Origin of the sequence: Streptococcus alactolyticus (assembly GCF_012277075.1) — a bacterium.
Lineage (GTDB): Bacteria > Bacillota > Bacilli > Lactobacillales > Streptococcaceae > Streptococcus > Streptococcus alactolyticus.
On record NZ_JAAXMT010000005.1, the window covers coordinates 1 to 23,979 of the forward strand.

Consider the following 23,979-nt stretch of genomic DNA (forward strand, 5'->3'; position numbering starts at 1 on the left):
CCAATCGGTGAAGAAGATGACAGCCACTTAGGTGATTTCATTGAAGATGAAGTGATTGAAAATCCAGTGGACTACACAACGCGTGTCGTTCTTCGTGAACAATTGGATGAAGTGTTAGACACCTTGACTGACCGTGAAGAAAATGTCTTGCGCTTGCGTTTTGGATTGGATGATGGTAAAATGCGTACTTTAGAAGATGTCGGAAAAGTCTTTAACGTTACGCGTGAACGTATCCGTCAAATTGAAGCGAAAGCTCTTCGTAAATTACGCCATCCAAGCCGTAGTAAACAACTACGTGACTTTATTGAAGACTAATGAGTGAGAGGTTTGCCTATGTTAGAACAAAAGTACACTGAGGAAGAAGTTGCTAAAATCAAAGATCGTATCCTTGAAGCTTTGGAAATGGTTATTGATCCAGAGTTGGGAATTGATATTGTGAATCTTGGCCTTGTTTATGAAATTCGTTTCAACCAAGATGGTCATACAGAAATTGATATGACCTTAACAACAATGGGTTGCCCTTTGGCTGACCTTTTGACAGACCAAATTCATGATGCGATGCGTGATATTCCTGAAGTCACTAAGACAGAAGTGAAGTTGGTTTGGTATCCTGCTTGGACAGTTGATAAGATGAGCCGCTATGCTCGCATTGCTCTAGGCATTCGATAATAGATGAAAGAACAGCAAGAGCCTTGCTGTTCTTTTTTGAATTATTAGTGCTTTTTTCAGTAAAATAGTGTAAAATGAAAGGGAATGAAGTAAAGGAGAAAGACTTGTTATGATTTTAATTACAGGTGCTAATGGTCAATTAGGTTCAGAAATGCGTCATTTATTGGACGAACGTGATGAAGAATACGTTGCAGTTGACGTTGCCGAAATGGACATCACAGACAGCGAAAAAGTGGATAAAGTATTTGCTGAAGTAAAACCAACTCTTATTTACCACTGTGCTGCCTACACTGCAGTTGATGCGGCAGAAGATGAAGGTAAAGAATTGGACTACGCCATCAACGTGACAGGAACTGAAATTATTGCTAAAGCAGCTGCAAAATACGGCGCAACACTTGTTTACGTTTCTACAGACTACGTTTTTGATGGTGACAAGCCAGTCGGAGAAGAATGGGAAGTTGACGACAAAGCGAACCCTCAAACAGAATACGGTCGCACAAAACGTTTGGGTGAAGAAGCAGTTGAAAAATACTTGGATAACTACTATATCATCCGTACAGCTTGGGTATTTAGTAACTACGGTAAAAACTTTGTCTTTACCATGCAAAACCTTGCTAAAACACATGATACCTTAACTGTCGTTAATGACCAACATGGTCGCCCAACATGGACACGCACCCTGGCAGAATTCATGACTTACTTGACTGAAAACCAAAAAGCATTTGGTTACTACCATTTGTCAAATGACGCTGATGAAGACACTACATGGTATGATTTCGCAGTTGAGATTTTGAAAGATACAGATGTGCTTGTTAAACCAGTTGATTCAAGTCAATTCCCAGCAAAAGCAAAACGTCCATTTAACTCAACACTTAGCCTTAAAAAAGCCAAAGAAACTGGTTTTGTGATTCCAACATGGCAAGATGCCTTGAAAGAATTTTACAGACAAGAAGTGAAAGAGTAATCACTACCTTTTGAACAGGGTAGGAATCTGGTGAATAATCAGATTCCTTTTTTATTTAGCCAGCCTATGTAAAATGTGGTATAATGGAAAATGATTGTATTTTAAAGATAGAGAGGTCTGCTATGCAACACGTTTTTATCATTGGAAGTCGCGGGCTGCCTGCAAAATATGGTGGCTTTGAGACTTTTGTTGAGGAATTGGTTACACATAAACAAAGTGCAGACGTGTATTACCATGTGGCCTGTCTAAGCGATAAAGAACATCATACACATTTTCAGTATGCGGGTGCAGATTGTTTTACCATTAAGGCGCCTAAGCTTGGTCCAGCGCGTGTCATTGCTTATGACATGATGGCTATCAATTATAGTCTTCAAATGGTGAAAAAAGAACAGATTGCGCATCCTATTTTTTATGTTTTGGGAAATACGATTGGCGCTTTTATTGATCCTTTCATTCGAAACATCCACGCTGTCGGAGGGCAGTTGTTTATCAATCCAGATGGTCTTGAATGGAAACGGTCAAAATGGTCAAAACCCGTCCAATGGTATTTAAAACAGTCTGAAAAAATTATGGCAACATCAGCTGATTTGGTGATTTCAGATAACGTTGGTATAGAGGAGTATATTAAAACCTCTTATCCTAGTGCCAAAACAACCTTTATTGCTTACGGAACAGACTTACAAAAATCGGCATTAAGCCCTGAGAGTGCTAAAGTGCAGGAGTGGTTTCAGCAATGGCACATTAAAGAGAAGGGGTATTATCTGATTGTTGGGCGTTTTGTGCCTGAAAACAATTACGAAACAGCTATCCGTGAATTTATGGCGTCAGATACCAAGCGTAAACTAGTCATCATTTGCAACCACGAGGGCAATGATTATTTTGACACCTTGAAACGCTTGACGCATTTTGACAAGGATGAGCGAATTCGCTTCGTGGGAACGGTTTATGACCGTGAGTTGTTGACCTATATTCGTGAAAATGCTTTTGCTTACATTCATGGTCATGAGGTTGGTGGTACCAATCCAGGCTTGTTGGAAGCTTTGGGGCACACGAATCTTAATCTGGTTTATAATGTTCCCTTTAACCAATCAGTGGCAGCTGCTAGTGCCCTGTATTGGACAAAATCGTCTGGCAATCTTGCGCAGTTGATTAACGATGTGGACCAACACCAGGATTTTGCCGAATACGGCAGGCGTGCGCGTGCGATTATTACAGAACATTACACGTGGGAAAAAATAGTAGGAGAGTATGAGGCACTGTTTTTAAATGAAAATTAATATTCTCATGTCCACCTACAATGGGGAGATGTTTTTAGCCGACCAAATCAAAAGTATTCAAAATCAAACGGTTAAGGACTGGACATTATACATCCGCGATGATGGCTCGAGTGATAAGACAAGAGATATTATTAACGCATACGCCCAAGCCGATTCACGGATTGTCTTTATCAATCCCGAACATCAAAACAATTTGGGAGTGATTCGAAATTTCTACACGCTTTTAAAACATAGCGAAGCAGATTATTATTTCTTTTCTGATCAGGATGATATTTGGTTAGAAAACAAGCTTGAGGTGACATTAGCAAAAGCCAAAGCGTATCCGTCTGATAAGCCTTTGTTGGTTTATACGGATTTGAAAATTGTCAATCAGGAATTGACCGTGCTGCACGAGAGCATGATTAAGACGCAGTCTGACCATGCTAATACCGAACTTGTTCAAGAATTGACTGAAAATACGGTTACTGGCGGAACCATGATGATCAATCACGCTCTTGCCCAGTATTGGAATGAGGCAGATCATCTGTTGATGCATGATTGGTATTTAGCACTTGTGGCTAGTGCAATGGGGTTGCTTATTTATATTGATACCCCGACTGAATTGTATCGCCAACACGATCACAATGTGCTTGGAGCCCGCACATGGACCAAGCGCATGAGGAACTGGTTAAGACCTCATAAGCTTGTGGCGAAGTATTGGTGGCTGATTGATTCGAGCCAAGAGCAGGCAAAGTTATTGTTACATTTACCTTTGTCGCCTGAAAATAGGCAATTGGTCAATGCTTTCACAACGCTTTTAGAACAGTCTTTATTTCAGCGCATAGCCATCTTAAGAAAATATAATTTACGAAAAAATAGAACGTTTCATACTCTTGTGTTTAGAACATTAATCATTACCAAATTTGGTTATAGGAGAAAACGATGACATTTTTTAGCAAAAAAAACAGAATATTACTAAATGAAATGGTCAAAACGGATTTTAAACTGCGTTATCAGGGGAGTTTGGTTGGTCATTTGTGGTCAATTTTGAAACCTTTGATGCTGTTTACCATCATGTATTTGGTCTTTATCCGTTTTTTACGTCTAGATGATGGGACACCGCACTATGCCATTGGTGTCTTGCTTGGGATGGTGACGTGGTCATTTTTCCAAGAAGCAACTAGTATGGGAATGGTTTCCATTGTTAGTCGAGGTGACTTGCTACGGAAACTGAACTTTTCAAAGGAAATTATTGTTATTTCATCTGTTGTTGGGGCTGCTATCAACTACGGTATTAACTTGCTAGTTGTGTTTGTCTTTGCCTTGATTAATGGGGTGCAACCAGACTGGAAATTCTTGGTGATCATTCCCTTATTTATTGAATTAGCCTTACTTTCAGCAGGGATAGCCTTTATTTTATCAACCTTATTTGTTAAATACCGCGACTTGGGTCCTATTTGGGAAGTTGTCATGCAAGCTGGTATGTATGCAACCCCTGTTATCTATTCTTTAACATTTATTCTTCAAAAAAATCAAGTGACTATTGCTAAGTTAATGATGCTTAATCCGTTAGCTCAGATTATCCAAGATTTGCGTCATTACATTGTTTACTCAGGAAGCATGCGTGGTTGGGACTTGTATAACCACCATATTTGGGCACTTATCCCATACTTATTGCCGATTGTTATTTTTGCGATTGGGTATGCTATTTTCCATAGAAATGCTAAGAAATTTGCGGAGATTTTATAATGTCAGAGAAAGAAATTGCAGTAAAAGTTGATCATGTTAGTAAAGATTTTAGATTACCAACAGAAGCAACTCAAAGTTTACGTACAGCGTTAGTTAATCGTTTCAGAGGAATTAAAGGTTACCGTGAACAACATGTTTTGAAAGACATTTCATTTGATGTTTATAAAGGTGATTTCTTTGGGATTGTTGGTCGAAATGGTTCAGGAAAATCAACGCTTTTGAAAATCATTTCTCAAATTTACGTTCCTGAAAAAGGGACTGTTACCGTAGATGGTAAAATGGTGTCTTTCATTGAATTGGGTGTTGGTTTTAACCCTGAATTAACAGGACGTGAAAACGTGTATATGAACGGTGCGATGCTTGGTTTTACAACTGAAGAAATTGATGCCATGTATGGCGACATCGTTGAATTTGCAGAACTTGAATATTTTATGAACCAAAAACTCAAAAATTATTCAAGTGGTATGCAGGTGCGTCTAGCCTTTTCTGTTGCGATTAAAGCGCAAGGAGATGTCCTAATCCTTGACGAAGTGCTTGCGGTTGGTGACGAAGCCTTCCAACGAAAATGTAACGATTACTTCATGGAGCGTAAAGCCTCAGGTAAAACAACCATTTTGGTAACGCATGACATGGGAGCCGTTAAAAAATACTGTAACCGAGCTGTTTTGATTGAAGATGGTTTGGTGAAAGCGTATGGTGATCCAGAAGATGTTGCCAACCAATACAGTTTTGATAATGCCGTGTCATCAGCACCACAAGAAGTGATGACAGAAGAAGATGACGAAACTGAAAAAGAAGAAAAAAAAGTTGAACCTTACGTGGACAATTTAACCGTTGAATTGTTGACACCAAATAAAATCAGGCCAACAGATAAGATTGAATTTGAGATTTCTTACGATGTTTTGAAAGATGTTGAAACGCATATTGTCTTTTCTTTGACGGACATTGATCGCAGAATTTGGATGTACAATGACAATGCCACAAACATTCCGACAACAGGAACAGGGCATAAGTCCTATCGTTACACTTGCTCTTTAGGTCAGGTCAACAACATGAAACTGCGCCTAGAAGTAACGATTCTTGGTAAGTCAAAAGAAATGTATGCCTTTGCCAATTCAGAAAACTCACCTCTTATTGTGGTTAACCGAGATGATATTCCGTTAGATGATTTATCTGCCTTGGATTCAGCAACAGGAATCATTCAACGAAACGGAAAATGGGATATTTTATCAGAATAATAGATCGTATTTTTAGAAAGGATGGGATGATCGATGTCTTTTGACAAAAATCCAACAGTTTCGATTGTTTGTACGGTTTATAATAAGGAAAAATGGATTGGGCAGGCTATCGACAGTTTCTTAAGCCAAAAAGATGTCGATTTTGAAATCCTTCTGATCGATGATGCTTCAACAGATGCGTCACGCGACATTATCCAAAAATACGCTGAGCAGTATCCTGATATAATCCGCACCTTATATAATGACCACAATCTAGGGATTGCTGAAACTTGGTATAGAGCTTGCCTTGCTACAAAAGGTGACTACATTGCCCGTTGTGATGGGGATGATTACTGGATTGACGAGTGTAAATTAGCCAAACAGCTAGCTTTCTTAGAAAAGAATCCTGAATCCAAATGGTGTGGGACAGATATTGATTTTGTCGATGTGGATGGTAAAACCGTCGAACATAACGTTTTTACGCGACAGATTGTTGATTTATCAGATTCTTATGAAAAAATGATTGCCACGCGTGGTTTCACCGCACCATCTACTTGGTTAATTCAGCGCGATGTGATGCTTTTGGTCAATGATATGCTAAAAGATGACATGAGAACGGCTGATGATACCTTTAACTTGCAGTTGGACCTCTTCAATCATACGCAATTTTGCTTTTTGCCAGAAGTAACAGTGGCTTATCGTGTCAATCAGGGATCGGATTCACGACCAAATAGTAAAGAAAAATTAGATAAGCGTTTTGATTCTTTATTGAGAACCCAGTTGGCTTATTTGGATAAATACCCCAACACGAATTATAAAAAAGTGCTTCGTATCTTATTAGAGCGTCATAATAATTTTGAAAAAGAGTTATCTCAGAGAGATTTCCGACACTCTAATGTCAACTCGCAAAAGGTTACGATTTATTATAGCAATCAAGAAAATGTGTTCACGCAAGAGCAGACCTTGGAATTTCAACTTCAGTATCAGGATACTATATCTTTTGAGGTACCTGAAGAAACAGTTGCCTTACGGGTGGATTTATCGGAACTGCCTAGTTTCTATCAATACGTAACCCTTGTAGCAAAAGATTATCGCACAGAAGTTTTGCCTTCTTCGACAAATGGAACGGTGTTCAAACAGTCTATAATGTTTGAACACCCAGACCCGCAAATTTGTTATGATATTTCAATACTAGACAGCACTGCCTTTGAATTATCGTACAAAATGTTTAATGTTGACCATATTAACCAAAACGATTATATTGCTAATGTGTTGACTCAGGAAATGCTAAAACTCGAAAAGCAAGTCCAGACGCTGCAAGAGTACAAGTTTAAGTTTAGACAGGCTAACGATAAAAAACGGTATTATAAGCACGAATTAGAACGTATGGTCGTTGCCTATAATTCCGTTACACATTCACGCCGTTGGATCATTCCAACTGCGATCATTAACTTTTTTAGGAGAAAAAGATGAAACGTTTATTATTGTACGTTCATTTTAACAAGTATAATCGTATCAGTTCACACGTCTATTATCAATTAACCAAAATGCGTCCGCTTTTTTCGAAAGTGGTCTTCATTTCAAATAGTTTAGTGACAGAGCAAGACCAGCAAAAATTGTCAGATTTACGTTTGATGGATAGCTTTATCCAGCGTGAAAATAAAGGTTTTGATTTTGCTGCTTGGCGTGATGGAATGGCTAAGGTCGGTTTTGATGAATTAGATACCTATGATTCTATCACTATTATGAATGATACCTGCTTTGGACCACTTTGGGATATCAAGGATTACTATTTGAAGTTTGAAGCTGATGAAACGGTTGACTTTTGGGGCTTGACCAATAATCGTGAAACGCCAAAATCTCGCTACACACAAGGTTTTCGTGAGCATATTCAAAGTTATTTCATTACCTTTAAAAAGCCTGTCATTCTTTCGCATACCTTTAGAGAATTCTGGGAAAATGTCAAAGAATACACAGATGTCCAAATGGTTATTGATGAATACGAAACGCAAGTAACAACCAAATTTGTTGACGCAGGCTTCCGCTATGGTGTGGTGTTCAATACAGTTAATGAAGACGCAAGCCATATGCTTCACGCTGATTTTTCATTCTATCATCCGACAGCCATTTTGGACCACAAGGTGCCATTTATCAAAGTCAAAGCCATTGATAACAATCAGCACATCGCTCCCTATCTTTTAGATGATATTGCTAGAAAATCAGACTATCCTGTTGATTTGATTGTATCGCATATGTCTGAAATCAATTATCCAGACTTTAAGTATCTTTTAGCTCGCAAATACCTCAAAGAAGCGCCAGCCGTTTCCTTGGATGACAAAAAAATAGCTGTGCATCTTCACGTTTTCTATGTGGATTTGTTGGAAGATTTCTTGAAAGCCTTTGAGCATTTCCATTTTCAGTATGACTTATTGATAACAACAGATATTGATGCTAAAAAGGTTGAAATCGAAGAGATTCTCACCCAAAATGGCAAGACAGCTCAGATTTTTGTAACAGGAAATATTGGCCGTGACGTTTTACCAATGCTAAAATTAAAAGACCATTTGTCACACTATGATTATGTTGGGCATTTCCACACGAAAAAATCAAAAGAAGCAGACTTTTGGGCAGGCGAATCTTGGCGACATGAGTTGATTGATATGTTAATCAAACCTGCGGATAATATCTTGGCTAATTTTGCCAATGCTAAATTAGGCTTGGTCATTGCTGATATTCCAACCTTCTTTAGATATAATAAGATTGTTGACGCGTGGAACGAACATTTGATTGCTCCTGAGATGAATGATTTATGGCAAAAAATGGGCATGACTAAACCGATTGATTTTAATAGTTTTCACACCTTTGTCATGAGTTATGGGACTTTTGTGTGGTTTAAATATGATGCTTTAAAACCGCTGTTTGACCTAGGTCTAACAGACGAAGATGTGCCAGAAGAGCCATTGCCACAAAACTCTATTTTACACGCGATTGAACGTTTATTGGTTTACATTGCATGGAATGAACACTATGATTTCAGGATTGTTCAAAATCCAATTGCTATCACGCCATTTGTCGATAACAAATTATACAACGAACGTGGCGACAGTGCCCCACATACCTTTATTGACTTTAATCACCTAGGTGGTATAAGAGGAGCATTGAAATACATTGTCATTGGTCCAGCAAGAGCCATCAAATACATCTTTAACAGAACATTAGAAAAAGTAAGGACATGAACGAAAGGATAAAGAAGACTTTTCTAGAGATAAATTGGCTAAGTGTTTTACACTATATTGTTTTATTTATCTTTTTATTTTATACTAATTTAGCACTGGTTAATGCGTCATTATTAAAAAATAGTGGTTGGCGTTTAACAGAATCGTTTGTAACGCTTAATGTTTTTAATATTGTGGCTTACACCGTATCTGTTTTAGGACTTGCCGTTTATTTATCGAATGGTATAAGGAGAAGCTTTTTCATCAACCTTGTTAAGGGGTATCTTGTTTATTTAGTGGTTTCTTATTTCTTAGTTGTCACGAGAAACCTAAACAATGACCAGTTTATTTGGTGGAAGCTTTTCAGCAATGGCTTTTTCCAAATATCCTTTTTGTCGACACTGGTTCCTGTTCTTGGAATAGCTGCTTTAATTGCTCGAACGTCGGATAGGCTTCATTTAAGTAACCGAATAGAGGCTTATTTGGATAGTTTTGATGGTTCCAAAGTCATTTTGACAGGTTTGATTGCCTCTTTTGCTTTAAATGGGCCGCTATTTTTAGATATGTTATCAGAAAAAGTAGCTGATTTCATTGAAAACAAAGACTACGTTGCCTATTTCTTAACGGTTTCAGGTTGCGTTATAACAACCTTAGTCTTATGTGGTCTAGTAGTTGCGATTCTTTTTAAGGCTTATAAGGCTATTCGGAAAAAGACAATTAATTACTCTGTGGCCCTTGGTTTTAGCCTTCTATTAGCTGTGATTTTTAACTATTTATTCCAGTATGGTATAAAAAGTTATGGTGAAGTGCTAGGACATTATATTTTTCCGTCTGCCACCCTCTTTCAAATCGGTGCATTGACCTTATTTAATGTCTTGCTTTATGTGAGTATTAACCATTTCTTACGCACAACAACTCTAATTGTTGCCTTAGGAAGTGTTATTACGATTGTCAATAGCATCAAATTTAGCATGCGCAATGAACCGCTGTTGTTTAGTGACTGGGTTTGGATAAAGGATATTAGGCTTGTTGTTTCTTATATTGACATTAAAGTTATTCTTTATTTTCTACTTGCTGTGGCTGCTGTAGCTGTTTTCTTCTATTTCTTTAAGAACCGTTTACTGCAGGGGCGCATTATGACAAGTTGGCGTTTAAGAGTGGCTAATGTCGTTGCCATTTTAGCGGTTTTCCTTTTTACCTTGGGAGTCTTTTTCCACCAAGAAGATGGCGATATCGCTGACAATATTCCTGTCTTATCGCGATTAAATAATTATGAAAATATCGAGTGGATGGGACAAGGAACGGTTGCGCGTGAACGTTCATTAACATTTGTTTGGCTGAAACAGGTTACTTCAAAAACAATGGAAAAACCAAAGGATTACAGTCAAGAAACGATGGAAAAAATTGCTCAAAAATACACAGAGCAAGCACAACTCATCAATGCGTCGCGCACAAACAACATTGCGGACCAAACGGTTATTTATGTCCTAAGTGAAAGTTTTGCGGATCCATCTCGCATTACCAGTGTCAATTTAACCACGGATCCTATTCCTGTTATCCGTTCGGTTAAAGACTCTACAACCAGTGGTTTAATGAAATCTGATGCCTACGGTGGTGGAACAGCTAATATGGAATTTGAAACGTTGACAGGTTTGCCGATGTATAACCTCTCAAGTTCTGTTTCGACTTTATACACAGACGTTGTGCCTAAGATGAAATACATTCCATCTATTAGTGATTTTTACGCTCCTGATGATAGATACGTCATTCATTTAGGAGATGCCTTGACCTATTCGCGTAACGACGTGTATCGGAAACTTGGTTTTGATACCTTTATTGCAGCGAAAAATGGGACTGAAGATACCACACATTTAGAGCAATATGGTGTTTATCCAAGTGATGCCTCAACTTATCAAACTGTGCTAGATAACATTGATACCAATAAAAATCAATTCTTCTCAGTTATTACTTACCAAAACCATTCCCCATGGAATTTGGACGAAGAATCAGATGTTGGCGGTTCAGGAGATGGTTTTTCTCCTAACGAAAATTATTACATGAATAATTACGCCAAGTTATTGTATCAAACAGATTTAGCAACTCAAGAGTGGTTACAAGAGTTATCACAAATGGACAAGAAAATTACGGTTGTCTTTTATGGCGATCATTTGCCTGGCTTTTATCCTCAAAGTGCTTTTGCTGATAATCCAGCTGGTCAATATCAAACCGATTATTTTATTTGGAGCAATTATCCGACAGAAGTGCTGTCATATCCTCTAGTCAATTCCAGTGATTTTCCAGCAGAATTGTTAGCGGTAACCAATTCTAAAGTATCGCCTTATTATGCCTTGCTTACAGATGTTTTAAATAACGCCAGTGTTGACAAGGACCAATTAACAGACGAACAAAAAGAAATGGCTAACGATTTAAAACTAGTTGAGTATGATTTGGTTTCAGGAAAAGGGTATTTGAAAAAACACGACAATTTTTTTAAAGTGAGTTATTAAAAATGAAAAAGAAAAACATAATTTTACCACTCTACTATACTTTTGTTAGTCTTCTATTTACACTAGAGTCTATCATTTATATTAACGACGCTGGTGACCAAATCGATTTTGCTCGTATGGCACAAAAATTTGGCTTCTTTGAATTTGCTATTCATCGTTACCAAACGTGGTCTAGCCGTCTGCTTATTGAGTCGGTTACCATGTTTATGTCTAGCCACTATCTGATTTTTGATATCACCATGTTGGTGTCGTTAGCGGTATTCTTTTACTGTTTCAATGGTATCTTTTTGAATAAGCAGAAGTATTGGTTATTGCAGTTTGTAACCCCAATTTTGTTCTTGATTGCCTTTCCTAGTATCTTTTTCACTGGAGCAGGCCTCATTGCAACAGTCACAAACTACCTCTTCCCAATGATTGCTTTTATCATTGCTTGGTATTGCTTGCTACAAAAGAAACAAAGCTATACCATCATTGCCTTGCCATTTTTGCTTTTTGCTTGTATGCAAGAACAATTTACGGTTTATAGCTTTATTTTATTCCTTTACTTCTGCATCAGTGCCTATATTAAAGACCGAAAAGTGGATATGACTTATCTGCTGGCAACGGCCATCTCTTTCTTGGGTATTCTTTCAGGTTTATTGGCACCTGGTTCTGATAACCGTGTCGCCATTGAATCAGAAATGTGGTACCCTGGATTTGAAAAATTATCTTTGCTTATTAAAATCTTAAAAGGTTATCTGGAAACCAATCGCGTGCTCTTGGTAACCTCTGAATTAAGCATTGTCTTCATTTTCCTAGGCATTCTTGTCATTGCAACAATTGTTAAAAAGCAATATTTCTCTGCCTTTCTTTCAGGAGCAGTCATCTACACTGTTGTTGCTCACAAACTTGCCTTAGGAAGCCTCTTGACAGCTGTTCAAAGGGGTATTGATGACCAAAATAAGAGAGGGGATGTCACTTATTTTAGCATCAAGGAAAATCTCTATCCTTTGATTGTTTATACTTTGATTTTATGCGTACTTGCTGCAGTTGTCTTTTTCATTTTTAGAAATAGAGCTGAGGGCTTGTCTGCAGTTATCGTTTTAATTGCTGGCTATGCTTCTCGAATGGCGGTGTCATTATCACCAACAATCTATGCTTCAGGAATTCGAACTTATACACCACTTATCTTATCTTTATTGATTGTCGTTGTGATGATTGCAAAAGAGTTAGATAGTGATTTTCAAAAACGAGCTTTTGTTGGTAATGATACCCGTAACATTGAAAAAAGTTAATTAACGATTTTGGGGTCCTAGACCCCTTTTGTATAAGGAGAAATCTTTTGAAATTTCTTGCGTTTTTAGGGCAAAAAGCAGTTCTGATATGGTCATTCTTGCTATTTCTTCTTTTAGGCCTATCGAGTCTTTTTGTCAGAACCAATATGCCAATGGATGGGTCAGAATTGGCCAATATGCAAGCAAACGGACCAATTTTTTTCGTGAGTTTAGTGCTTTTTATTGGCTTACTCTATCTTTGCTTGCGTTCGTTGGCATTTGTTAAAGAATCTTATTTATTCTTATTTGGGACGCTTTTTTATCTTGCTTTAGGAGCTTATGTGATTCTTCACCAAAATGATGTGCTTCGTCACGATGCTTTGGCAGTCCTAGAAGCTGCTAAGGCGCTTAATCGTGGGGATTACAGTATCTTGACAGAAGTATCAGGTTACCTTCATAAGTACCCTCACCAACTTGGTTTAGTTAGTTTTGAACGCCTCATTTTAACCCTATTTGGTGAAAGCAATGTTAAAGTATTCTTTATCATCAACTTAGTGATGGCGATAGCTGATAATTTCTTTCTTTGGAAAATCACACAAAATCTCTTTAAAAAAGATAATATTTCAAAAATCGTTCTATTATTGTCCTTTGTTTTTTTACCCCATTTATTTAACATCTTGTTTGTTTATGGGCTAACTTACGGCTTGTTCTTTGCCTTGATCGGTTTGTATTTCCTGCAATTATATTTTGATAAGAAATCATGGTCTAACTTGTTACTAAGTACTGTTTTCTTATCCTTATCAGATATTATTAGAAATAACTACATCATTCTCATCATAACCGTTCTCATTGTTTTAATGTTAGATTTTCTCTATCACAAAACAAAGAAAAACCTAGCTTTTATGGTGATTCTTTTGGCTTCGATCATTGCAGGAAACCGTGCGATCTCAAGCTACTACCAGCAGGTTGCCCGAGTAGATCATTTAGATGGGGAACCCAAGGTTGCTTGGATAGCTATGGGATTGAATGACACTCCAATATACAATCGTGTAGCGGGTTGGTATGATGCTTATGTTGAAACAGTGTACAATGAATATCAAGGTGATGCTGAAGCGATTGAAGAAGCTAGCGAAAGACAGATTGTATCTCGTGTCACTTATATGGTGAAGCATCCAGACTACGCTTGGAATTTCTTTAAAAATAAATTTCTATCGACATGGACAGATAGCTTATTTGAATCCATTTGGTCTGGTCCTGTTACAAAGATGCCTGTTGAGGGACAAAAAATCACAGGTCGCTTAATGACCAGTATTTATCAAGGAAAATTAGCCTATCAGATCATTTATTATTTCTCTGCCTTATTATTGGTGGTGATATATGTGAGTGTTCTTCCAAGTATTTGGACGCAATACCGTCAAAAAAATGGCATGACAGTCTTTCTTTTGATTCCGTTGATTTACTTAACAGGTGGTTTCATCTTCCATTTGATTTGGGAAACTAAGAGTCAATACGTCTATCCATATGTTTATCTATTATTGCCATTATCAGCATTAGGACTGGATTATATGATGACTTTGGTAATAAAAAAAGAAGACATGATGATTAAAATGACGAAATAATCCTTCGTCATTTTTTTTGTAAAGACTTTATGATATACTAGAATCGATATGTAAACTAGCTGGTGAAAGGCTTAGGAGTAAAATGAAAAAATTATCTATTGTCGTTCCTTGTTACAATGAACAAGAAACTATTTATCCATTTTTAGAAGCAACTCAAAAGGTTGAGCAGCAGATGAAGGATCAGCTTATTTTTGATTACATTTTTGTTAATGACGGATCAAAAGATGATACCTTGACTATTTTACGAGATGTTGCTAAGCGTTTTGACAATGTACATTATTTGTCATTTTCACGTAATTTTGGGAAAGAAGCAGGACTATTGGCAGGTCTTGAGGCTGCTGATGGGGATCTTGTTACTGTGATGGACGCTGATTTGCAAGATCCGCCAGAACTATTGATCGATATGTATCAAAAGATTTTGGAAGGTTATGATGTCGTTGGGACACGTCGTGCTGACCGTAAGGGCGAACCTGTTATTCGTTCATTCTTTTCTAAGATGTTTTATAAAATCATAAATGCAGTATCAGATACTGAAATGGTTGACGGTGCGCGTGATTTTCGCTTGATGACAAGACAAGTTGTCGATAGCATTTTAGATTTAGGAGAAGTCAATCGCTTTTCTAAAGGGATTTTCTCATGGGTTGGTTACAATGTGACTTACATTGCTTATGAAAACCGTGAGCGTGTGGCTGGTGAGACATCTTGGAACTTCTGGAGTTTGTTGAAGTACTCGATGGAAGGTTTTATCAACTTCTCTGAAGCACCACTTAATATGTCTCTTTGGGCAGGTGCGGCTTCATTTTTAGCTTCTATATTAGGTGTTATCTTCATTATCGTGCGTAAATTGACGGTTGGAGGCAGTGTAGATGGCTGGGCAAGCCTGGTGTGCATTATCTTGTTCATCGGTGGAATCCAGCTGTTATCACTTGGTATTATTGGAAAATACATTTCCAAAATTTTCCTTGAAACCAAAAAACGTCCCGTTTATATCGTGAAAGAAAAAGGATAACAACAGACAAGCTATTTTCCGAATTAGTATAGTGTAACCACTATACCAAAAGGAGAATAGCTTTTTTGAATAAACTAAAAACGGCATTGTTATCAACTGCTGTGTTGTCAACGGCTTACTTGTCGCCGTCTGTCCTGGCTAGTCAGCTAGATGAAGCAACGGTTTCCAAAACGGATTTTAATTCAGTGAGTAAAACATTTGACATCACTGCACAGCAATCCACTAACGGTAAAGGTATTAAGCAGATAGATGTCGCTATCTGGTCAGAAGAAAATGGTCAGGACGACTTAAAATGGTATTCCGCGAACGCGATCACCGAAGATCAAGCCAGTGTTCAATTTCATTTAGCCAATCATGGCAATCGCGCTGGAAATTATGTGACGCACGTTTATACCACTTACCTTGATGGAAGTCGTTCAGGACTTGTTTTAGATAATACTAAGATCACTCCTAGTGCGCCTCAAGTTTCGGTCAAAGATGGGGTCATTCAGCTGACGACAGAAATTTATGCCCCGTCAAATGGCCAAGTGAAATATGCCATTTGGTCTGAGGAAAATGGCCAAGATGATTTAAGGTGGTACGACGATAACGGCAAAGGGCTGACGCAGATTGCTTTAAAAAATCATAAAGGTTATGGCAAGTATTTCGTACACACCTATCTCTCACAAAATGGGCAGATGATTGGTATTAATGGTCAAGAATTTACAGTTGATCGACCTGAACTTTCTTATCAGATTACTAAAGTCAACGGAAATAGCTTTGATGTTTTAATACACAATGTTCCTGAGTATATCACGTCTGTTTCGGTACCGACTTGGTCTAATGTTAATGGTCAAGATGATATCAAGTGGTATAGTGCTAGTAAAATCGGAGAAGGCAGCTACACTTACACTTTCTACGCGAAAAATCATAACTTTGAATCAGGCCACTACAACGTTCACGTTTACGGTGTCAGCGAAGTAACACATTCCCTTGTTGGTTTAGCTACTACTTCAGGGATTGATTTAACCTTTAATCAAAACTTGACAGCACCAACGGTTACCGTGCAAAATCATGATGCTGACAAGGGAACTTTACAAGTTAAGGTGTCAGAATGCACGACAAGTAAGGTTATCCAAGTCATTCGTGTGGCAGCATGGTCAGAAAGCGATTAATCAAACCTTCATTAGTACACAACGTCAAATCTTGTCGATGGTTCGGCAACTGTGACCGTGGATGAAAAATACCATGGTTACATCAAGGGTGATTATACCGTCCATGTTTATGTTGATTTCAAAGATGGAACAACATCAAGCTTTAACCTAGGACAATACAATTTCAATGCAGAGAAACCTGTGGAACAAACAGCTTCTTACTTCGTTGATATTAGTAGCCACAACGGTGTCATTTCTGTCAATGAATTTGTGTCGCTTAAAAATCAAGGCATCACAGGAGTTGTTGTCAAATTAACAGAAGGAACATCTTACACAAACCCATACGCCAGTGCTCAAATCAAGAATGCTCAATATGCTGGCTTGAAAGTGTCTGCTTACCATTATTCACATTACCAAACCGAAGCAGAAGCGAAAGCAGAAGCAAAATACTTTGTGTCAGCAGCACAATCACTAGGCTTGTCAAACGCGACAGTGATGGTAAATGATATGGAATCCCCTGAAATGGTTACAGGTGGTGACATCAATAAAAACACCCAAGCTTGGAAAGAAGAGATGATTCGCCTAGGCTATGCAGATTTGGTTTATTACACTATGGCAAGCTGGTTAGACACTAAAGGTGGTGCCGTTAATACATCACAATTTGGTATGGATAATTTCTGGGTTGCTCACTATGTGTATGGCTACAACTACCCAGACCAAGAAACCGCTAAAGATTTGTCTTACTATTCAGATGCGGCGGCTTGGCAATACACAAGCGTATCACCGAAACTTCCTCATGCTTTAGATGAAAACATTGATTACACAGGTCGTTTCACTTTGTAATGGGAGATAAGACTTATGCAGGGAAAAAGAATCGTTCGTTATAGCTTTTTCGCTTGGTTATTGGTGTTATTAGCAGCGTGTTCGACAACTGCTCAACAATCTACCAACCAAAGTTCGTCCTCTCAACAAGTCAGCACTGAAAACATTAAAAGTACCACAGGATCAACTACTTCTACACTTTCTGAGGCCTCAATAACTTCTTCTGAGAATGCTACGGTTGTGGCGTCATCGACAACAGAATCAGACCTGCCCTTAGTCAATACAGGTGCTGTTTTAAAAGCAGACTACACCAGTATGGCAGGAACATGGTAAAATGCTTCTGGAGATGAATTGGTGTTTGATGACAAGGGTCTGGCAACAGAAGGTCTAACCGCAGACTTTTTGGATATAGACCAAAATGGGATTTTATTGCTTAATGTGCAAACAGGAACTAAAATAAACGAAACGGTTTATATTATTCCAGCCAACACCATCTTTCCAGAATCGTATTTGAATGGGAATCAAGACACTTCAGATACCAGCAAAGACCGATTGATTATCTCTGAAGATATTTCTTCTCAAGACTTGGCAAACAAGGTTTATTACCATGTGACAAACTAGTGGATTCTTTTTTAAAACTCACTTAAAAAAAACAGCCCATTTGGCTGTTTTTTTTGCTATAATAGGAATGGAAAAATTAGAGGTGAAAGATGTCTTACGAGAATTTATTAAAACGTTTTTTAACGTATGTTAAAGTCAATACGCGTAGTAATCCGAACAGCACAACAGTGCCGTCAACGCAATCCCAAGTGGATTTTGCTTTGAACGTGCTAAAACCTGAAATGGAAGCTGTCGGTTTGCAAGATGTGCATTATTTGCCTAATGGCTACTTGGTTGGAACATTGCCTGCCAATGATGCGACTAAAACCCGTAAAATTGGGTTTATTGCACATATGGATACGGCTGATTTCAATGCTGAAGGGGTTAACCCGCAAGTGATTGATAACTATGTTGGTGGATCTATTGAACTTGGTCAATCAGGTTACACACTAGACCCAGCAGAATTTCCAAATCTTAATAACTACCTTGGTCAAACCTTGGTGACAACTGATGGGACAACTTTGCTAGGTTCTGATGACAAATCAGGGATTGCTGAAATTATGACAGCAATTGAGTATTTGGTGGCTCATCCTGAAATCAAACACGGGGAAATTCATGTTGGTTTTGGTCCAGATGAAGAAATCGGTGTTGGTGCTAATCATTTTGATGTGGATGATTTTGATGTGGATTTTGCCTACACCGTTGATGGTGGTCCACTTGGTGAATTGCAATACGAAACCTTTAGCGCAGCAGCTTTAGAAGTTGATTTTAAAGGGCGTAATGTTCACCCAGGAACGGCTAAAAACCAAATGATTAATGCTTTGCAATTAGCTATTGATTTCCATAATCAATTGCCAGAAGCTGACCGTCCTGAAAATACGGAAGGATATGAAGGCTTCTTCCATCTTCACGGAATGGAAGGAACAGTTGATGAAGCGCATAGTTCCTATATTATCCGCGATTTTGAAGATGCTTCTTTTAAAGGGCGTAAGGCTCTCGTACAAGAGATTGCGGACAAGATGAATAAAGCCCTCAGCAAAGAATGTGTTTTTGTTCATTTGAATGACCAATATTACAACATGAAAAAAGTCATTGAAAAGGATATGACACCAATTGAATTAGCCAAAGAGGTCATGGAAGATTTAAACATCAAACCTGTTATTGAGCCAATTCGTGGTGGAACAGACGGTTCAAAAATTTCATTTATGGGCATTCCAACACCAAACTTGTTTGCTGGTGGTGAAAACATGCATGGTCGTTTTGAATTCGTCAGTCTTCAAACAATGGAAAAAGCAGTTGATGTGATTATTGGAATTGTCCGAAAATAAGCTCATTTAAGCGTTGCATAAGCATTAGTTGATAAAATCAAACGGTGGAGGAACATTGTGATTAAAATCTTTGGAAAGATGCGATACCATTGGCAACCTGAATTATCATGGCTGATTACGTATTGGTCAATTGCTCTTGCGCCGATGTTTATTGCATTCTCATTGTTATTTGAACGAACTAAAATACCCAACCATTTCTTTGTATTGTTTGCGACTTTTGTGATTCTAGTTGGGCTAGGTTTTCACCGCTATTTCATCATTGAAGATGATGGAAAATTAAGAATTGTGGCCTTAAATCCATTTAGACGCTCAAGAGTAGCGATAGCGCAAATTCAAACGATTGAGGTTAATAAATCTGGTATTGTGATGAAAATCAAAAACCAACCCGATCGTATCTTTTATATGCGAAAATGGCCGAAAAAATACTTCTTAGATGCTTTAGTGTTACGTCCAGAGTTTGCTGGCGAGGTCGTTTTAACAGATAATTTGATTAAGTTGGATTATTTTGAAGCTTACCATAATGAGACAAAAGCTCCTACGAAATAGTAAGAGCTTTTGTCGGGCAGTTTTTAACGGCTGTTATGGTATCAACATCTGTGCTAGGAATAACTTTTTCTAAGCTATCAGAATCAGTAAACTTAACAATGCCATCGTCGTGGTAGTCAAATACCGAAGAATAGGTCTGACATAATCCGCAGGCGATACATTGTTTTGGTATTATTTGTACTTTCATAGTATTATTGTAATATGAATTGATTGATTTAACAAGGGGACATTATGACAAAACAACCATGGGAAGAAAAAGTCGTAGAGGATAAAGACCAATCTGCTAATCGTAAAACAAAGGGCTCAGTAGTGAGCACACCTTTGTTGACCGGTTTGCTTAGTGTGTTCTTTGTGATCATTGTGGCTATTTTATTTGTTGTCTTTTACACTTCAAATCGAAGTGGTGACAAGGTATCTGAAACCTCTAATTTTTACGGGGCTTCTACAAGCAGCAGTGTCAGCACGTCATCAAGCACTGAAACATCAGAAACAACTTCTGAGGAAACACCTTCAGAAAGTGATTCGACCTCAGAGGCGCCAGCTGAGAGCACAGAAGAAACACCAGCGACTAGCCAAAGTACAGATACAACGCCTTCTTCATCAAGTATAGATACGTCTAGCAACGGTGGGACTATTACCGTATTGCCAGGTGAAGGAGCTGCATCTATTGCCGCACGTGCTGGTATTTCAGTCGACACGCTTTACCAACTCAATCCAAGTCACATGACATCAGGTTACTGGTATGCTAACCCAGGTGATGTCGTTAACGTTAACTAAGAAAGACAGAGGAATATGAAATCAATTAGAATTGCGATTGATGGTCCTGCTTCAAGTGGAAAGAGTACAGTAGCCAAGATTTTAGCACATAATCTTGGCTATACTTATCTAGATACTGGGGCTATGTACCGTTCAGCTACTTATCTCGCTTTGAAAAACAATCTCCAAATAGATGATGTGCAGGGCATTTTAAAAGCCTTGTCTGACAATCCGATCTCTTTTGGACGTGCCAAAGATGGTAGCCAAACCGTTTTTGTTGGTCAGACAGAAGTCACACGTGCCATTCGTGACAATGATGTGACGGCTAATGTGTCACATATTGCAGCTATTCCAGAAATTCGTGAAGAATTAGTTGAGCAGCAGCGTCGTATTGCCAAAGACGGTGCCATTATTATGGATGGTCGTGATATTGGGACAGTTGTCTTGCCTGATGCAGAATTGAAAATCTTTTTAATTGCGTCAGTGGAAGAACGTGCTCAACGTCGTTTCAAAGAAAATCAAGAGCGAGGAATTGCGACCGATTTTGAAACTTTGAAAAAAGAGATTGCAGAGCGGGATTATAAGGACAGTCATCGTGAGGTTTCTCCTTTGAAACCAGCTTCTGATGCCATTACATTTGACACGACAGGTGTTGACATTGATGGTGTTGTCGCATTTATTCAAGAAAAAGCAGAGAAAATGATTGACATGGCTTAACATTCGTGCTATAATTTAAAACAATGAGAAAAGCAGAAGTGAGAACTTCTCGCCTTGCGACTACGGTTGTCTGGCCCAACATGTCAAACATTCCTTATGGAATATTACGTGTGTGCGGGCTTGTTTCTCAAGTCCGTTTCGTTTTTCTCTAAAAAAATAAAGAGGTGAAGATCATAGCTAAGAAAGATCTATTCATTAACGATGAAATCCGCGTTCGCGAAGTTCGTCTCGTTGGTCTTGATGGTGAACAGTTAGGAATTAAACCATTATCAGAAGCTCAAGCAATTGCTGATGATGCTAATGTGGATTTGGTTTTAATTCAACCACAAGCTACGCCACCTGTTGCAAAAATTATGGACTATGGAAAGTTCAAATTTGAGTATCAAAAGAAACGTAAGGAACAACGTAAAAAACAAAGCGTTGTGACTGTGAAAGAGGTTCGTCTTAGCCCAGTTATCGATAAAGGTGACTTTGAGACTAAACTTCGTAACGGCCGTAAATTCCTTGAAAAAGGAAATAAGGTCAAGGTCTCTATTCGCTTTAGAGGTCGTATGATTACTCACAAAGAAATTGGAGCAAAGGTATTGGCGGAATTTGCAGAAAGAACGCAAGACATTGCTATTATTGAGCAAAGAGCTAAGATGGATGGACGCCAAATGTTCATGCAGCTTGCACCAATTTCTGACAAAAAATAATTGTCAATTTTAAACTATTTTAAGAGGAGAATTTTTAAAATGCCAAAACAAAAAACACACCGCGCATCAGCTAAACGTTTCAAACGTACAGGTTCTGGTGGATTGAAACGCTTCCGCGCCTTCACATCACACCGTTTCCACGGTAAAACTAAAAAACAACGTCGTCATCTTCGCAAAGCCGCTATGGTGCACTCAGGAGATTTCAAACGTATTAAAGCAATGCTTTCAGGTCTTAAATAAGTCTAAAGCATTTACTCAATATTATTAAGAATTATTTGGAGGAGAATATAAATGGCTCGTGTTAAGGGTGGCGTTGTATCACGCAAACGTCGTAAACGTGTATTGAAACTTGCTAAAGGTTACTATGGTGCAAAACATATCTTGTTCCGTACTGCAAAAGAACAAGTAATGAATTCTTACTACTATGCATATCGTGACCGTCGTCAGAAAAAACGTGATTTCCGTAAACTTTGGATCACTCGTATCAATGCGGCAGCTCGTATGAACGGTTTATCATACTCACAATTGATGCATGGTTTGAAATTAGCTGAAATCGAAGTTAACCGTAAAATGCTTGCTGATTTAGCAGTTAACGATGCAGCAGCTTTCACAGCTCTTGCAGATGCAGCTAAAGCTAAACTTGGTAAATAATGAGTTAAGAGAGAACATTAAACGTTCTCTCTTTTTCTACCTTTTGTCAAGCATATCAACGATTTCTAGAAGAAATCATTATCAGAAGCTACTTAATTCAACCAGTAGAGAAGTTATTTCTTTGACTTAACAGAGAAAAAGTGCACAACTAAATAACACCTTAGCTAGCTACATTTTTGAAAAGGTGTTACAATAATATGGCATACACAATTTTAGCGATTTTGGGTTGAAGTGTAATCGTAAAGCTTGTTATGCGTTATGAGGTAATACATTGTCCGAATAAGGCGATGTATAGAGGCAATCGTATGTGGCTTCGTTGAAGTTGTTTGCGATTGTCTTTTTCGTATCCCATAGAAGTCTGCAATATGGCAAGGATTAGTATGGCTAGCCGCAGCGATGTTGTGAATACACTTAAACAGAATCTTTCTAGCGTAGGGCTTACCACGCTTGGTAATGTGTTCCTTAACGAGGAAGTTTCCAGACTCATAGTGCCGTAAGTCGATACCGATAAAAGCATTGATTTGATTGGCAGACTGTAAACGGCGGATATCTCCAAGTTCACCAATCATACTTGTCGCAGTTGTCTCAGCGATGCCAGGAATAGAAAGCAGAATCTCATACTCTGGTAAAGGCTGAGCTAATTCCACCATTTGCTCAAGAACAGCTTGTCTTTGTTCAGAAAGTCTGAGTAGTTCTTTGGCATAGTAACGAACTTCTTCAAGTATTGGAGAGTTTTTCTTGACGGAACAATAAGACTGAGTGGCTAGTGCTGCAAGCTTTTGTGCTAAGTAAGCCACGCGTTTCGTAATAACTTATAGCATACATTATACGAAGTTATACGAGCTTACGATTCAGTACAAATTGAGATATCGCTAATGTTTCGGCATTGATTTTATCCGTTGTACGGACACGCAAACTGTCTAATTGCTTTTTAGCTTCCAAAGGAGTTAGCTGTGTATAATCGTATCCATTTTCTTCAAGAAATGCTTGAAGACGATGCGAATAGACACCTGTTGCTTCAAAAATGATCTCGGGCTTTTGAACGTTTTTTAAATCATCTAATAGGCGAGTAAAACCGATAGCGTCATTTGGCATGGTGTATCCATGAATTTTCTCGCCATTGATGACAATAGCCACCTCTGAACTTGCCTTACTTACATCAATTCCAAATACTGTACGCATCATATTACCTCTTTGTCTTGAATGATTCCTTGTTTTAGTGATTTCATTTTCAATACTCAACATCTTGTGTCCTACATACTTTGATAACATT

The 23,979-nt window shown here is 38.2% G+C and carries 25 protein-coding genes, 1 pseudogene and 1 other annotated feature; of the genes and pseudogenes, 24 read left to right on the forward strand and 2 right to left on the reverse strand.

Annotated elements, in window-relative coordinates; all coding sequences use genetic code 11:
- From HFK82_RS01825 to HFK82_RS01905, 19 genes are all read left to right on the forward strand, one after another.
- Positions 1-315 (forward strand): sigma-70 family RNA polymerase sigma factor (locus tag HFK82_RS01825; RefSeq protein ID WP_168260595.1); only part of this gene is annotated, 315 nt, incomplete at its 5' end.
- Between the two features lie 18 nt (positions 316-333).
- Entirely contained in the window at positions 334-669 is a 336-nt protein-coding gene (locus tag HFK82_RS01830) for a metal-sulfur cluster assembly factor (protein WP_168260588.1), read from the forward strand.
- 109 nt (positions 670-778) lie between these two features.
- On the forward strand, positions 779-1,633 hold the full coding sequence (gene rfbD / locus HFK82_RS01835) for a dTDP-4-dehydrorhamnose reductase (RefSeq protein WP_154454695.1): 855 nt from the start codon (positions 779-781) through the stop codon (positions 1,631-1,633).
- A 122-nt stretch (positions 1,634-1,755) separates the two neighbouring features.
- Positions 1,756-2,910: a beta 1-4 rhamnosyltransferase Cps2T gene (gene cps2T, locus HFK82_RS01840; protein WP_168260596.1), complete on the forward strand. Its 1,155-nt coding sequence runs from the start codon at positions 1,756-1,758 to the stop codon at positions 2,908-2,910.
- Complete coding sequence (locus HFK82_RS01845; protein ID WP_168260597.1) at positions 2,900-3,835, forward strand: glycosyltransferase family 2 protein; 936 nt, start codon at positions 2,900-2,902, stop codon at positions 3,833-3,835. The genes cps2T and HFK82_RS01845 overlap by 11 nt, the downstream gene beginning before the upstream one ends.
- Entirely contained in the window at positions 3,832-4,638 is an 807-nt protein-coding gene (locus HFK82_RS01850) for an ABC transporter permease (protein WP_168260598.1), read from the forward strand. The genes HFK82_RS01845 and HFK82_RS01850 overlap by 4 nt, the downstream gene beginning before the upstream one ends.
- Positions 4,638-5,876 (forward strand): ABC transporter ATP-binding protein, encoded by a 1,239-nt coding sequence (locus tag HFK82_RS01855; protein WP_168260599.1) that lies wholly within the window; start codon positions 4,638-4,640, stop codon positions 5,874-5,876. The genes HFK82_RS01850 and HFK82_RS01855 overlap by 1 nt, the downstream gene beginning before the upstream one ends.
- Before the next feature lie 33 nt (positions 5,877-5,909).
- Positions 5,910-7,328: a glycosyltransferase family 2 protein gene (locus HFK82_RS01860; protein ID WP_168260600.1), complete on the forward strand. Its 1,419-nt coding sequence runs from the start codon at positions 5,910-5,912 to the stop codon at positions 7,326-7,328.
- The gene (locus tag HFK82_RS01865) at positions 7,325-9,091 is read left to right on the forward strand and encodes a rhamnan synthesis F family protein (RefSeq protein WP_168260601.1); all 1,767 of its coding nucleotides are present in this window, start codon (positions 7,325-7,327) and stop codon (positions 9,089-9,091) included. Before HFK82_RS01860 ends, HFK82_RS01865 begins: the two co-directional genes overlap by 4 nt.
- An 8-nt stretch (positions 9,092-9,099) precedes the next feature.
- On the forward strand, positions 9,100-11,577 hold the full coding sequence (locus HFK82_RS01870) for a sulfatase-like hydrolase/transferase (protein WP_168261004.1): 2,478 nt from the start codon (positions 9,100-9,102) through the stop codon (positions 11,575-11,577).
- 2 nt (positions 11,578-11,579) lie between these two features.
- On the forward strand, positions 11,580-12,851 hold the full coding sequence (locus HFK82_RS01875; protein WP_168260602.1) for a hypothetical protein: 1,272 nt from the start codon (positions 11,580-11,582) through the stop codon (positions 12,849-12,851).
- A 47-nt stretch (positions 12,852-12,898) separates the two neighbouring features.
- Entirely contained in the window at positions 12,899-14,449 is a 1,551-nt protein-coding gene (locus HFK82_RS01880; RefSeq protein WP_168260603.1) for a glycosyltransferase family protein, read from the forward strand.
- 82 nt (positions 14,450-14,531) lie between these two features.
- The gene (locus tag HFK82_RS01885) at positions 14,532-15,458 is read left to right on the forward strand and encodes a glycosyltransferase family 2 protein (protein ID WP_168260604.1); all 927 of its coding nucleotides are present in this window, start codon (positions 14,532-14,534) and stop codon (positions 15,456-15,458) included.
- A 65-nt stretch (positions 15,459-15,523) separates the two neighbouring features.
- Positions 15,524-16,612, forward strand: a complete 1,089-nt coding sequence (locus tag HFK82_RS08820) for a GBS Bsp-like repeat-containing protein (RefSeq protein WP_239472479.1) — start codon at positions 15,524-15,526, stop codon at positions 16,610-16,612.
- A 51-nt stretch (positions 16,613-16,663) separates the two neighbouring features.
- Positions 16,664-17,434: a GH25 family lysozyme gene (locus HFK82_RS08825; protein ID WP_300125237.1), complete on the forward strand. Its 771-nt coding sequence runs from the start codon at positions 16,664-16,666 to the stop codon at positions 17,432-17,434.
- A gap of 15 nt (positions 17,435-17,449) precedes the next feature.
- Positions 17,450-17,746 (forward strand): hypothetical protein, encoded by a 297-nt coding sequence (locus tag HFK82_RS08830; protein ID WP_239472480.1) that lies wholly within the window; start codon positions 17,450-17,452, stop codon positions 17,744-17,746.
- A 21-nt stretch (positions 17,747-17,767) separates the two neighbouring features.
- A complete protein-coding gene (locus HFK82_RS08835; protein WP_239472481.1) occupies positions 17,768-18,034 on the forward strand; it encodes a hypothetical protein in 267 nt (88 codons plus the stop codon).
- 89 nt (positions 18,035-18,123) lie between these two features.
- Entirely contained in the window at positions 18,124-19,341 is a 1,218-nt protein-coding gene (gene pepT, locus HFK82_RS01900) for a peptidase T (RefSeq protein WP_168260605.1), read from the forward strand.
- Between the two features lie 57 nt (positions 19,342-19,398).
- Positions 19,399-19,887, forward strand: coding sequence for an EbsA family protein (locus tag HFK82_RS01905; protein WP_167829271.1), 489 nt, complete (start codon positions 19,399-19,401; stop codon positions 19,885-19,887).
- On the opposite strand, the gene HFK82_RS01910 is transcribed toward HFK82_RS01905, so the two are convergent.
- A complete protein-coding gene (locus tag HFK82_RS01910) occupies positions 19,877-20,074 on the reverse strand; it encodes a ferredoxin (RefSeq protein ID WP_154454705.1) in 198 nt (65 codons plus the stop codon). The two genes, HFK82_RS01905 and HFK82_RS01910, sit on opposite strands and share 11 nt — an antisense overlap.
- Before the next feature lie 44 nt (positions 20,075-20,118).
- On the opposite strand from HFK82_RS01910, the gene HFK82_RS01915 reads away from it, so the two are divergent.
- From HFK82_RS01915 to rplT, 5 genes are all read left to right on the forward strand, one after another.
- Positions 20,119-20,664 (forward strand): SAG1386/EF1546 family surface-associated protein, encoded by a 546-nt coding sequence (locus HFK82_RS01915; protein ID WP_168260606.1) that lies wholly within the window; start codon positions 20,119-20,121, stop codon positions 20,662-20,664.
- Positions 20,665-20,679: 15 nt separating this feature from the next.
- On the forward strand, positions 20,680-21,360 hold the full coding sequence (cmk, locus tag HFK82_RS01920) for a (d)CMP kinase (protein ID WP_154454707.1): 681 nt from the start codon (positions 20,680-20,682) through the stop codon (positions 21,358-21,360).
- A 24-nt stretch (positions 21,361-21,384) separates the two neighbouring features.
- Positions 21,385-21,511 (forward strand) — a sequence feature (ribosomal protein L20 leader region).
- A 13-nt stretch (positions 21,512-21,524) separates the two neighbouring features.
- Entirely contained in the window at positions 21,525-22,055 is a 531-nt protein-coding gene (gene infC, locus HFK82_RS01925) for a translation initiation factor IF-3 (RefSeq protein WP_167829272.1), read from the forward strand.
- 39 nt (positions 22,056-22,094) lie between these two features.
- Complete coding sequence (rpmI, locus tag HFK82_RS01930; protein WP_003065422.1) at positions 22,095-22,295, forward strand: 50S ribosomal protein L35; 201 nt, start codon at positions 22,095-22,097, stop codon at positions 22,293-22,295.
- 51 nt (positions 22,296-22,346) lie between these two features.
- Positions 22,347-22,706: a 50S ribosomal protein L20 gene (rplT, locus tag HFK82_RS01935; protein WP_000124839.1), complete on the forward strand. Its 360-nt coding sequence runs from the start codon at positions 22,347-22,349 to the stop codon at positions 22,704-22,706.
- A gap of 212 nt (positions 22,707-22,918) precedes the next feature.
- Here the strand turns inward: rplT and HFK82_RS01940 are convergent.
- Positions 22,919-23,888 (reverse strand): annotated as a pseudogene (locus HFK82_RS01940) (transposase).
- Positions 23,889-23,979: the final 91 nt, after the last annotated feature.